This is a genomic window from Pseudomonas sp. AK106 (assembly GCF_053903055.1).
In genome coordinates, this window is record NZ_CP096426.1 from 3,512,095 (window position 1) to 3,526,331 (window position 14,237).

Consider the following 14,237-nt stretch of genomic DNA (forward strand, 5'->3'; position numbering starts at 1 on the left):
TTAACGCTGTTTGACGGCCGCTGAAACGCCGGCGGCGAAGATGTCGGCGATCTGGTCGATTTGCGTCGCGGTGACGATCAGCGGCGGCAGGAAGCGAATGACCGACGAGTGCCGCCCGCCCACTTCGATGATCAGGCCGCGTTGCAAGCACTCACGCTGAACATTCGAGGCCAGCGCGCCGCTGTGGGGGAAGTGACCGAGGGCGTCCGGGCGGCCGTCGAGATCGACCATTTCCACCCCGAGCATCAAGCCCATGCCACGCACATCACCCATCTGCGGGAAGTCCTTCTGCAGCGAGCGCAGGTGGCCGATCAGGCGCTCGCCCATGGCGGCGGCGTGCAGGTCCAGTTGCTGTTCGCGGACGATGCGCAAGGTTGTCGAACCCGCCACCATCGCCAGCTGATTGCCACGGAAGGTGCCGGCGTGGGAGCCCGGTTTCCACACGTCCAGGGACTTGTTGTAGACGACCACCGCCATCGGCTGGCTGCCGCCGATGGCTTTGGACAGCACCAGCACGTCCGGCACGATACCCGCGTGTTCGAAGGCAAACGGCTTGCCGGTGCGACCGACGCCACACTGGATTTCGTCGAGAATCAGCGGCACGCCAGCGTCGCGGGTGATGCGGCGGATTTCCCGCAGCCAGTTGGCCGAGGTCGGCACCACGCCGCCCTCCCCCTGCAGGGTTTCCAGAATCATCCCGGCCGGCGGCAGGACGCCGCTTTCCGGGTCGGTCAGCTGGTTCTCGATGTAGTGCAGGCCGATGCGCTCGCCGGCCTCGCCACCGACGCCGAACGGGCAGCGGTAGTCGTAGGGAAACGGCAGGAACTGCGCGCCGCCGGCCATGCCGTCCAGATAAGTCTTCGGCCCCAAGTTGCCCATCAGCGCAAGCGCGCCCTGGGTCATGCCGTGATAGGCGCCGTGGTAAGCCATGAGATTGCTGCGCCCGGTGGCGGTGCGTACCAGTTTCAGCGCCGCTTCCACCGCATCGGTACCGGCCGGGCCGCAAAACTGAATGCGCGCGTCCTTGGCGAATTCTGGCGGTAGCAAGGCGAACAGCTCGTTGATGAAATCGTCCTTGGCTTCAGTCATCAGGTCCAGGGTGTGCAGCGGACGCTGGCCGTCGAGGGTGGCGCGCATCGCCTGGATCACCTCGGGGTGGTTATGCCCAAGTGCCAGAGTGCCGGCGCCGGCCAGGCAATCGATGAACCAGCGCCCTTCGCTGTCCTGCACGTGAATGCCCTGGGCGCGCTTGAGTTCCAGGGGGATGCGCCGTGGGTAGCTGCGCGCATTGGATTCCACGGCGGCCTGCCGCTCCAGTCGCGGGGTCGGCGCAAAGCGGTAGTCGGCGTTGGCCACGGCGGCGTCCGGGCTGCTCGACAGCGCCTCGCTGTGGCGGGCGGCAATCGGCGTCACATTGTGTTGGCTATGCATGTTCGTGCTCCTGGGAATCGTAGGAATGAGGGCGTTCGTTGACCTGCGCGAGGGCCTCGGCAAGCTGAGTGATGAACGGCTGATCACGGACGATCGAAAGGTGGTCGGCGTCGATCCAGGCAGAAACCTGCAAGCGAACACCCATGCCCTGCTCCAGAAGAGCCGGTGCGTTATCGTTATTTTCCGGCGAGCGCTCGGCCCACCAGGCGTAGACCGGCACCCTGAGGGCGTGGATCTGGCGGCATTGATTGGCCAGCTGGCGCATGTGCCGCTCGACGCCGAGCAACTGTTGCCAGTGCGCGTCGGCTTCAAGGCCCTCGTCCTCAGCGTCGAGAACCGGGGTTTCTGGCACGGCAGGACGCGGCTGACCGGCGCCCGGTACGTAGCCGTCGATCAGGCCGACGAACTCGACGCGCTTGCCGAGTCGGGTCAGCAGCCGGGCCATTTCCAGGACCATGGTCCCGCCCATGGACCAGCCGATCAGCCGGTATGGGCCGGACGGCTGCTGTTCGAGCAGCGCCTTGACGTAGTCGCGGGCCATTTGCTCGATAGAACTGTCGCGCCACTGACCGTCCAGCACCTGACGGTTCTGAATGCCCCACACGTCCCACTGCGCAGACAGCCGACGGGCCAGTGCGTAGTAACCCACCACCGTGCCGCTGACCGGGTGCACGCAGAACACCGGCGGCTTGTCACTGGCGCCGCCGCTCAGACGAATCAATGGATTCGGCGCGCCGTCGCGGCTGACACGCTGGTTTTGCGGTGCAGTCGATTGCGGCGCGGCTGGCTGTGCCGACGGCAGGCTTTCCAGCAGTGCGACCAGCGCATCGCGATAAGCCGCTTGCAGGCGTTCGATGGTCTGGCGCTGATAGCGCTGACCGCTGAAACGGAAAGTCAGCCCCAGTTGCCCGGCGAACACCTGACCGTTGATTTCCAGCTCGCGATTGAGCGGCGTGGACGGGTCCACCAGCGCGCCGGCCGACACCTTCGACGGCGAGAAGCGGCCATCGCCCAGGTCCTGATCAAACTGACCCAGGTAGTTGAACACCACCTTGGGCTCCGCCAGCGCGGCCAATGACTGACGCGCCGAATCGTTGCCCAGATAGCGCAGCAGGCCGAAGCCGACGCCCTTGTCCGGCAAGCCCCGCAGGCTGTCGCGCACGCTGGCGAGGGTCTGGCGGATGTCGTTCGCAGCACGCACCCGCAGCGGGAACAGACTGGTGAACCAGCCCACTGTGCGACCCACATCCAGGCCGTCGGCGAGGGCTTCGCGGCCATGGCCTTCCAGCGCGATGAGGGTGTCGGGCTGGCCACTCCAGTCCTTGAGCGCTTCGGCGAGCACCGCCAACAGAATTTCATCAGTGCGCGCCGCCAGTGCCGCCGGGGCTTCGCGCAGCAGACGGCGGGTCAGCCCGGCGTCCAGCAGCAGCTCGCACTGTTCGAGGTCCTGTTGCGTGGCGCGGCCTTCCGGGTGGTCCACCGGCCACACCGGCTCGGTGCTGCCGACCTGCTCCCGCCACTGGCCCACTTCGGTTTGACGCTCAGGCGCTTGTGCCGCATCGACCAGATGCCGGGCCCAGCGCTGAAAGCTGCTGGATTTCGGCCCCAGATCGACCGAGCTGCCCGAAGCAATCTGGGCGTAAGCCCGCGCCAGATCCTCCAGCAGCACCCGCCACGACACGCCGTCGACCACCAGGTGATGAGCGACCAGCAACAGCTTTTGCCCTTCAGGTATCTGCGCCAGCACCACGCGCAACAGCGGGCCGTTATGCAGGTCAAGGCTGCGCTGGGCCTGTTCGCACAGCGCAGTCATGGCGCGCTCGTCGGCCACGTCACGCAGCCAGAGGCTGTCGACAGCCGGTGTCGCTCGATAGCGCTGCTGCCAGCGACCGTCGGCGTGCTGATGGAAACTCAGGTTCAGGGCATCGTGATGACCCAGCAGCGCGTCCAGCGCCTTGCTCAGCAATGCCGCTTCCAGCGGGCGCTGCACGTCCAGCAACAGCGCCTGGTTGAAGTGCGCGCGGTTGCTCATCGGCTGCTCGAAGAAATGCGCCTGAATCGGCGTCAACGGCAACTCGCCCTTCGGCGCGTCTTCAATCAACGGCGCTGCGCCGGCCTCGATGACCGTGAGGCGCAGGGCCAGATCCTTGAGCCGCGGATGGCTGAACACGTCTTTGGGCAGCAGCTTGAAACCGACCTGACGCAGACGGGTGATGACCGCCAACGACTGGATCGAATCGCCGCCCAGCTCGAAGAAGCTGTCCTGACGGCTGATGGTTTCGACGCCCAGCAATTGTTGCCAGACCTTTGCCAGCTCGACTTCGCGCTCACCTTCCGGCGCTTCGACGGCCTGACTGCCGAGCTGCGGATCAGGCAGCGCGTTGCGATCGAGCTTGCCGTTGGGCAACTGCGGCAGGCGCTCCATGACCACGATGTGCGCCGGCACCATGTATTCCGGCAGGGTGTTTTTCAGCTGATCCTTGAGGCTGTCTTCCGACAGATCATTGCCGCCGACGTAGCCGAGCAACTGCTTGCCGTTGCCTTTGTCGCGGACGATCACCAGCGCTTCACGCACGCTCTCGCAGGCCTTGAGCGCCGCTTCGATTTCACCGGCCTCGATGCGGAAGCCACGGATCTTGATCTGATGGTCGATACGGCCGAGGTATTCCAGCAGTCCCTCGCTGTTGAGGCGCACGCGGTCGCCACTGCGGTAGATGCGCTCACCGGAGCGGAACGGGTGCGGCAAGAAACGCTCGGCGGTTGCGCCGGGACGGTCGAGATAACCCCGCGCCACGGCACCACCCAGGTACAACTCGCCCGCGATGCCCTGGGGCAGCGGGTTCAAATCGGCGTCCATCACATAGCCCTGACGATCACCCACCAGATCACCAATCGGCGCGTAGGCGGTGGTGAAATCAGCGGTCTCGGCGGAGGCCAGCCACAGCGTTGGCGTGACTACAGTCTCGGTCGGGCCGTAACCGTTGATGATCCACAGCGGTTGCAGGTTACGAATGACGTCGTGGAGCATTTCGCGGCTGAAAGCTTCGCCGGCGAAGCAGTAAGTCTTCACGCCAGGGCCTTTGCCCTGCACGCCGGCCCAGTCGGACAGCTGACGCAGGTAGCTCGGCGGGAACGAGGCGACGGTGATGCCTTCGCGGATCAGCGTGTCGTAGGTCTGCTCGACGCTCCACAACTCCTGATCGCGCAGTACGACGCGGGCGCCGTAGCACAGCGGCATCATCCAGCCTTCGTGGGCGCCGTCGAAGCTGATCGACAGGAAGTGGAACTTGCGGTCTTCCGGGGTAAAGCGATAACGCTCGCCGATGGTCTGGATGTGCATCGAGATGTCGGCGTGGGCGATGGCCGCGCCCTTTGGCTTGCCGGTCGAACCCGAGGTGTAAATCAGATAGGCCAGTTGCTGCGGGTGAATGACCACATCCGGTGCCGTAGTTGGCTCGGATGAGCAATCCAGTTCATCGATATTCAGCAGCGGCACATCACCGACCGGCACACGACCCAGCGCAGCGTCGTGGCTGATCAGCAGCTTCACGCCGCCGTCTTCCAGCATGTAACGCAGGCGCTCTGTCGGGTAATCCGGGTCGAGCGGGATGTACGCGCCCCCGGACTTGAGCACCGCATAAAACGCCAGCCACAGATCAATCCCCCGCTCCATGGCAATCGCCACCCGAACTTCGGTGCCGATGCCCCGGGCGCGCAAGGCGTGAGCCAGTTGATTGGCACGACGGTCGAACTCGGCGAAGGTCAGGCGTTCCTCGCCGTGGACCAGCGCAATGGCGTGGGGCCGAAGGCGTGCGTGGTCGGCGATCAGCGCGTGAATCGGCCGATCGACATAAGGCGAAAACGGCGGCGTGTTCCATTGATCCAGCGCGGCCAGGTCGGTCTCGCCGAGCAACGGCAGGTCGCCGATGGCGGCGTCGGGCTGGGCGCAGATCGCCCGCAGCAGCGTGACCAGTTGCTCGAACAAACGCGCCACGGTTGAGGCGTCGAACAGGTCAATGGCGTAATCGAGGTAGCCGCTGATACTGCCGTCGCGGTGCTCGAAGGTGCCCAGCACCAGGTCGAATTGCGCGCCCTTGATGTCCCATTGGCGGGCTTCGCAGCTCAGGTCGTCGAACTGCAGCAGCGACAGGTCCGGCTGCTGCTGATGGTTGTAGCTGACCTGGAACAGCGGGTTGACGCTCAGGCTGCGCGCCGGTTGCAGCGCCTCCACCAGTTGTTCGAACGGCAGGTCCTGATGGGCATGGGCGCCGAGCAGGTTGTCCTTGACCTGGGCGAGCAGCGCGGTGAACGGCTGGTCGCCGCTGACTTCGGCGCGCAGCACCAGGGTGTTGACGAAGAAGCCGATCAGGCTCTGGGTCTGCACCTCGGCACGCCCCGCCACCGGCACGCCGATGCGCAAGTCGCGCTGGCCGCTGAGGCGATAGAGCAGCGTGTCGAACGAGGCCAGAAACAGCATGAACAGCGTGGCGTCGTGGGTCTTGGCGGTCTGGCGCAGCGTGTCGGCCAGATCCTGCGGCAGGACGAAGGCATGGCGCCCGCCTTTGCCGTCGCGCTCGGCCGGACGCGAACGGTCCGCCGGCAGTTCCAGCACCGGCTGCTCGTCACCCAAGGCTTCACGCCACCAGTTCAACTGGCGCTCGCGCTCAGCGCCGCTCAGGTGTTCGCGCTGCCAGCGGGCGTAGTCGGCGTAGTGCACGCTTAGCTCGGGCAATTGCACCTCGCTGCCCTGGGCGAACCGGCGGTACAACGCGGCGAAGTCCTCCAGCATGACCTGCACCGACCAGCCGTCGGAGATGATGTGGTGCATGCACAGCAGCAGGCGCCACTGATCGTCCGCCACCCGTGCCAGGGCCACCCGCCACGGCGCACGCTCGGCATCGAGGTCGAACGGCTGATTCATGAACGCCTCGGCCAGCGCGTCGAAGGCGGCTTCCGGCGCCGCGTTGTCGCGCAGATCGTGACGGCCGATGTGCACGCTGCTGATCGGCAAAATCCGTTGCTGCGGCACCGCCTCCCCGTTTTGCATCGGGGATGGGCGGAAGCAGGTGCGCAGGGTTTCGTGACGGGCCGCCAGGGCGTCGAAGGTCTGCTGCAGGGCATCAAGTTTCAGCGCGCCGCTGAGGTTGAGCACGCACGGCAGGTTGTACGCGACGCTCTCGGGCTCCAGTTGCGCGAGGAACCACAGGCGCTGCTGGGCGAAGGACTGCGGCGCGAATTCCCGGTCAGTGCGACGCTGCAGAGCAGGCATCGCCGTGGCGAGCGCCTGGGTGTTCAGGTAGTGGGCCAGATCGGCCAGCACCGGCGACTCGAACAGCGCACGCAGGGGCAGCTCAAGTTTCAGGTCGCGGCGGATCTGGGCCACCAGTTGAATGCCGAGCAGCGAATGCCCGCCGAGGACGAAGAAGTTGTCCTGACGGCCGATCTGCGCCACGCCAAGCAGGTCTTGCCACAGCGCGGCCAGCTGGGTTTCGACCCCCGCCAGTGGCGCTTCGAAGGCCCGTTGCTGGATGTGTGGGTCGGGCAACGTCTTGCGGTCGAGCTTGCCGTTGGCGGACAGCGGCAGGCTGTCCAGCGTGACGAAGTGGGCCGGGACCATGTAGTCCGGCAGGCGTTGTTTCAGTTGAGTGCGCAGGTGTTCTTCGTCGAAGTCCTCGGCCACCAGATAGCCCACCAGCTGCATCCCAGTGCTGAGTTCACGGGCGATAACCACCGCTTCGTTGACGGCGGGGTGATCCAGCAGCGCCGCTTCGATCTCGCCGATCTCAACCCGCAGGCCGCGCAGTTTGATCTGGTGATCGAGACGGCCGAGGTATTCCACCACGCCATCGGCACGCCAGCGGGCCAGGTCACCGGTGCGATACAGACGCTCGCCGGTGCCGAACGGGCTGGCAACGAAGCGCTCGGCGGTCAGGCCGGGACGCAGATGGTAACCGCGAGCCAAACCGGCGCCGCCGATGTACAGCTCACCGGGTACGCCGACGGGTTGCGGGTTGAGGCGGCTGTCGAGGATGTGGATCTGCAGATTGGCGATGGGGGCGCCGATGGGCACGGAAACGCCCGGCTCATCAGCGCAAGTCCAGTGAGTCACGTCGATGGCCGCTTCCGTCGGGCCATACAGGTTGAACAGGCCGGCCTTGGGCAGGCGTTGAAGGGTTTCCCGCGCCAAGTCTGCAGGCAAGGCTTCGCCGCTGCAGACGATGCGTTTCAGGGACGCACAGCCGGCGACATCGTCCTGAGCCATGAAGGCCCCAAGCATCGACGGGACGAAGTGCAGCGTGGTGATGCGCTGTTGTTCGATCAGCGATTTCAACAGCAGCGGATCGCGATGATCCCCCGGTTGAGCGACCACCAAACGCGCGCCCACCATCAACGGCCAGAAGAACTCCCAGACCGACACATCGAAACTGAACGGCGTTTTTTGCAGTACCGCGTCCGAGGCGTCGAGAACATAGGCCTCTTGCATCCAGGCCAAACGGTTGAACAGCGCGGCGTGAGTGTTGCCCGCGCCCTTGGGTTTGCCGGTCGAACCGGAGGTGTAAATCATGTAGGCCAGTTGTTCGGGGTGCAGCTCTACAACTGGCGCTGTGACCGGATAATCCGCCAGTGCCAGGTGATCGAGGTTCACCACTCGCAGGCCTTCCACAACCGGGAGGTCATTGATCACGGCATCGTGGCTCAGCAGCAACCCGATCCCGGCGTCTTCGAGCATGTAGCGCAGACGGTCCGCCGGGTACTCCGGATCGAGCGGCACATACGCCCCGCCCGCCTTCAGCACGGCATACAGCGCAACCACCATCTCCACCGAGCGCAACGCCGCCACGCCCACCAGCGATTCCCGGTCGACGCCCTGCTCGCGAAGGTAATGGGCCAGCTGATTGGCACGCTGATCCAGCTCGCGATAACTCAGCGTCTCATCGCCGAAGCGCACCGCTTCCCGGTCGGGATGTACCTGCGCCAGCCGCTCAAAATGCCGATGCACAAACGGCTCGGTATCAGACCGCTCCCGCGCCGTGTCATTGACCACCGCCAACTGCGCGCGATCCTCGGCATCCAGCAGCTCGAAATCGCCAATCGCCGCGTCCGGCTGCTCGATCAACTCGGCGAACAGCTGCTCAAAACGCCCATGCAAACGCTCAATGCTGCCGTGATCAAACAGATCCGTGGCGTAATTCCACGACCCACCCAGCCCGCCCTCGGCGTCTTCGTGGGTGTTCAGCGCCAGGTCGAACTGGCTGCTGCCATCGTCCAGCGGCAGCACGTCGGCGCGTAGGCCCGGCAGCCCGGCGAGTGATTCGAAGTTCTGCTGCTCGTGATCGTAGGCCACCTGGAACAGCGGGTTGTGGCTCAGGCTGCGCGCAGGTTGCAGCGCTTCGACCAATTGCTCGAACGGCAGGTCCTGATGGGCTTGGGCGCCGAGGGTCCGCGCCTTGGCCTGCTCCAGCACCTGGCGATAGCTCAGCTCGGCAGACACCTCGGCGCGCAGCACCTGGGTGCTGACGAAAAAGCCGATCAGCCCTTCGACTTCCAGCCGCGAACGGCCGGCAATCGGCACGCCGATGCGCAGGTCGTTCTGCCCGCTCAGGCGGTGCAGCAATACTTGGTAGGCCGACAGAATCGCCATGAACGGCGTGACGCCCTGCTGTTTCGCGAACCCGCGCACACGCTGGCTGAACGCGGCATCGAAGGCGAACAGCACGCGGTCGCCGCGATAACTCTGCTGGGGCGGGCGGGGCCGGTCGGTGGGCAGTTCCAGCACCGGGTGCTCGTCACCCAGTTGCTCGCGCCAGTAGTTCAGTTGCCGCTCGCCCTCGCCCGCCGCCAGCCATTCGCGCTGCCAGGCGGCAAAGTCGGCGTATTGCGCCGGCAATGGCGCGAGTTGCGGCGCGCGGTTTTCCACGGCCGCGCGGTACAGCTCACAGAATTCCTGCAGCAGCACGCGCACTGACCAGCCGTCCGAGATCATGTGGTGCAGGCACAGCAGCAGACGCTGCTCATCAGGCGCGACACGCACCAGCGCCAGCCGCCAGACCGGGCTGCGCGACAGGTCGAACGGGCGCTTGACGAAGGCCTGGGCCAGGGCGTTGAAAGCGGTGTCGAGATTCGGCTCGGCGGTGATGTCTATCCGCTCAATCTGCACAGACTGGGCAGGCTCGATCTGTTGCATCGGCATGCCATTGACCGCCAGGAACCGTGTGCGCAGTACTTCATGGCGTGCGGTCAGGCCGTCGAAGGCCGCCTGCAACGCAGCCTCGTTCAGGTCGCCGCACAAGCGCACGGCGCCCGGCAGGTTGTAGGCATGGCCGCCGGGTTGCAGTTGATCGAGGAACCACAAGCGCTGCTGGGAAAAGGACTGCACGGCGCATTCTTGCTGGCGTGGGGACAGCTCTAGCTGGGGCGAATCAATGCCTGTCAGCCCGGTGATGCGCTGGGCGAAATCACTGAGGCGCGGCGCGTCGAACAGCACCCGCAACGGCACGCTCAATTGATGCTCATGGCGCAGCCGGGAGATCAGCTGCATCGCCAGCAGCGAGTGGCCGCCGAGTTCGAAAAAGTGATCGTTGCGGCCGACGGCGTCGATGCCCAGCAACGGCTGCCACAGCGCCGCCAATTGCTGTTCAAGGAGCGTTTGCGGCGCCTGATAATCGCTGGAGATCACCTGCGGGTCAGGCAGCGCGTTGCGGTCGAGCTTGCCATTGGGCAACTGCGGCAGGCGCTCCATGACCACGATGTGCGCCGGCACCATGTATTCCGGCAGGGTGTTTTTCAGCTGCTGCTTGAGGCTGTCCTCCGCCAGACCGTTTCCGCCGACATAACCCAGCAGGACCTTTCCGTTCGCGCTGTCACGGACAACGACCAAGGCTTCGCGCACGCCTTCGCACGCTTTCAGCGCCGCTTCGATCTCGCCGGCCTCGATGCGGAAGCCACGGATTTTGATCTGATGGTCGATACGGCCGAGGTATTCCAGCAGCCCCTTGCTGTTCAGGCGCACGCGGTCGCCGCTGCGATAAATCCGCTCGCCGGCCCGGAACGGGTGCGGCAGAAAGCGCTCGGCCGTTGCGCCGGGACGGTCGAGATAACCCCGCGCCACGGCGCCACCCAGATAGAGTTCGCCCGCAATCCCTTGGGGCAGCGGATTGAGGTCCGCGTCCATCACATAGCCTTGGCGATCACCTACCAGATCACCAATCGGCGCGTAGGCGGTGGTGAAATCGGCGGTCTCGGCAGACGCCAGCCACAGCGTCGGCGTGACCACGGTTTCGGTCGGGCCATAACCGTTGATGATCCACAGCGGTTGCAGGTTACGAATGACGTCGTGGAGCATTTCGCGGCTGAAAGCTTCACCGGCGAAGCAGTAGGTCTTCACGCCAGGACCCTTGCCCTGCACCCCGGCCCAGTCGGACAGCTGACGCAGGTAGCTCGGCGGGAACGAGGCCACGGTGATGCCTTCGCGAATCAGCGTGTCGTAGGTCTGTTCGACGCTCCACAACTCCTGATCGCGCAACACGACTCGCGCGCCGTAACACAGCGGCATCATCCAGCCTTCATGGGCGCCGTCGAAGCTGATCGACAGGAAGTGAAACTTGCGGTCTTCCGGGGTGAAGCGGTAGCGCTCGCCGATGGTCTGGATGTGCATCGAGATGTCGGCGTGGGCGATGGCGGCGCCTTTCGGCTTGCCGGTCGAGCCCGAGGTGTAGATTAGGTACGCCAGTTGCTGCGGATGAATCACCACATCGGGTGCCGTCACTGGCTCGGACGAGCAATCAAGCTCGTCGATGTTGAGCAGCGGCACGTTGCCCACCGGCACTCGATCCAGCGCTGCATCGTGGCTGATCAACAGCTTCACGCCACCGTCCTCCAGCATGTAACGCAGGCGCTCGGTCGGGTAATCCGGGTCGAGCGGAATGTACGCCCCTCCGGATTTCAAAACGGCGTAGAACGCCAGCCACAAATCAATCCCCCGCTCCATGGCAATCGCCACGCGCACTTCGGTGCCGATGCCCCGGGCGCGCAAGGCGTGGGCCAGTTGATTGGCGCGTCGGTCGAACTCGGCGAAGGTCAGGCGCTGTTCGCGATGGACCAGCGCGATGGCGTCAGGACGAAGGCGTGCGTGGTCGGCGATCAGCTCGTGAATCGGCCGATCCACATACGGCGAAAACGGCGGCGTGTTCCACGCGTGCATCTGCTGGATGTCGCCTTCGGTGAGCATCGACAGCTCGCCGATGCGCGCCTCGGGGAAGCGGCAGAGGCCGTCCAATAGCGCCTGGAAATGCCCGCACAGACGCGTGATCTGTTCGGCGCTGAACACGTTGCTGTGGTAGTTGACGTGAACATGGGCGTGCTCGCCCGCCACCACCGCCAGGCTCAGCGGATAGTGGGTCTTGTCGCTGAGTTCGACGGAACCCAGGTTGACGCCGTTGGCCTGCTTGTCCCGCAGCACCGCGTCCACTGGGTAGTTCTCGAACACCAGCAGGCTGTCGAACAGGTCACGACCGGCGTGACCCGCATAGCGCTGGGCCTCAAACAGTGGCGTGTGTTCGTGCTCGCGCAGTTCCAGGTTGTGGGCTTGCAGGTCGTTCAGCCAATCGCCGACCTTCTGCTGCGCCTCGGGTGCCTGCACCAGCGGCAGGGTGTTGATGAACAGCCCGAGCATGCGTTCGATGCCCGGCACTTGCGCGGAACGACCGGACACGGTGGCGCCGAACGCCACCCGTTGCTGGCCGGTGTAGCGCTGCAACAGCAACACCCACACCGCCTGAATCAGCGTGTTGACGGTCACGCGCTGGCGGCGGGCGGCGCTGTTCAGCAGTTCGCTGTTCAGATCCATGGACGTGACCCGCACCTGGTTCGGCAACGGCTCGCCCGTGCTGGAGGTCGGTGCGGTCAGCGCTGCTGCCATCATCGTGGGCTGATCGAAACCGGCCAGATGGCTCTGCCAGAAGGCCTTGCTGCGCTCGGCATCCCGGCTCAGCAGCCATTCGACGTAGTCGCCGTAATGCCCGGCGGGCTGCGGGGTGGCGTCGGACATCGCCGCCTGAATCACTTCGCCCAGCACCGCCGCGCTGCTCCAGCCGTCCAGCAAAATGTGGTGGAAGGTCCAGACCAGCTTCCACAGCGTCTCGCTTTGGCGAACCAGCAGCACGCGCATCAGCGGCGCGGCGTGCAGGTCGAACGGGGTTTCGCGCTCGTTCGCCAGTACGTCGGCCAGTGCCTGATCGCTGCCGCCCGGTTCCAGTTCACGTAGATCCAGTTCGCGCACGACCAACGCCGCATCGCGACGAATCAGTTGCACCGGCTGTTCGCTGCCGGAGACGCGCAGGAACGCCGCACGCAGGATCGGATGACGCTGCACCGCCGCCGCCCACGCCGATTTAAAACGGGCCACCGGCAAGTGTTCGATGTCCAGAGCCACCTGGTTGATGTACAGATCGCGGGCGCTGTCGGGATCGACGACCTCGCTGCCGCTCAGCTCGGTGTGAAACAGCAGGCCTTGCTGCATCGGCGTCAGCGGGTACAGCTGTTCGATGTCCCATGCGGCGACCGGCAGTGCGTCGAGTTGTGCCTGAGTCAGAGCGAGTGCCGGGAAGTCCGACGGGGTGACCGCAGCGTGGCGGCGGCAGTGTTCGATCACCTCGTTCAGCGCTTCGCCGTAGGCGTCTAGCAAGCGTTGGATCGACGCCGATTCATGGCGCTCGCTGCTGAAACTGCAGGTCAGGCTGAACTGGCCGTCACGGATTTGCGCATCGATGGACAGCTCGCCATTGAGCGGCGCATCGGCGGCGCGCTGGGCACCGCTGCCCTCCTCGGCCAGATTGAAAAGCCTGCTGCTGTTTTGCAGTCGCCCCATGTAATTGAACAGCACGCAGCCGTCCAGCGCCGGCAAGGCCTCGCCGCGCAGATGGCGCAACAGGCCGTAACCCAAGCCGCCGTGGGGCACAGCGCGCAGGGTTTCCTTGGTGTGTTTGAGGGCGACGTCGAGGTCGTCGTGGGCGTGCAGGCTGACCGGGTACAGGCTGGTGAACCAGCCGACGGTGCGCGCCGGGTCAACGCCGTCGAACAGGTCTTCGCGGCCGTGGCCTTCCAGGGCGATCATCGCCTGGGACTCGCCGCTCCAGCGCTTCATCGCGCGGACCAGCGCGGTCAGCAGCAGGTCGTTGATCTGCGTGCGATACGCCGCCGGCGCCTCGCTGATCAGCTTTTCGGTGCGAGCAGCGTCCAGTTGCAAATGCAGCTGGCGCACGTTGCTTTGTCGCGCCTCTCCCTTCGGATTGGCGCAGGGCAACGCAGGTGCTGACGGCAGATTGCGCCAGTATTCGGCTTCGGCCAGCACCGCGTCGCTGTAGGCGAAATCGAGCAGGCGGTTGGCCCAGCGCTGGAACGACGCGGTCTTGTCGCCGAGATCGATGGCGAGGCCGGCTTGGGCCTGGGTGTAGGCGTTTTGCAGGTCCTCCAGGAGGATGCGCCACGACACGCCATCCACCACCAAATGATGCACCACCAGCAACAGACGCTCGCCGCCTTCGGCCAGGGTGAAATGCACGGCGCGCAGCAACGGGCCGTCCCTCAGATCGAGGCTGGCCTGGGCTTCGTCGCAGTCTGGGGTCAGCTCGTTCAGGCTGGTTGTACGCTGCCAGATCAGGCCATCGGCGGTATTTTCGTCCGCGGAGTGCTCGGCGCGATAGCGTTGCTGCCACTGGCCGTTGTCCTGCTGCACAAAGCGCATCCGCAGGGCGTCGTGGTGGTTGAGCACGGCGTGAAGGGCTTGGGTCAGCGCCGGGAGGTCCAGC

2 protein-coding genes (1 of these 2 running past the window's edge) are annotated in these 14,237 nt (G+C 65.3%); both read right to left on the reverse strand.

What is annotated here, in order from left to right; all coding sequences use genetic code 11:
* The gene (locus tag M1E04_RS15545) at positions 1–1,431 is read right to left on the reverse strand and encodes a diaminobutyrate--2-oxoglutarate transaminase (protein ID WP_456291656.1); all 1,431 of its coding nucleotides are present in this window, start codon (positions 1,429–1,431) and stop codon (positions 1–3) included.
* A protein-coding gene (locus tag M1E04_RS15550) for a non-ribosomal peptide synthase/polyketide synthase (RefSeq protein WP_456291657.1) crosses the window boundary here: on the reverse strand, positions 1,424–14,237 show its 3' portion. Its footprint extends 3,386 nt past the window's final position; only the last 12,814 of its 16,200 coding nucleotides appear in the window; the start codon falls outside the window, past its right edge; its stop codon occupies positions 1,424–1,426. The genes M1E04_RS15545 and M1E04_RS15550 overlap by 8 nt, the downstream gene beginning before the upstream one ends.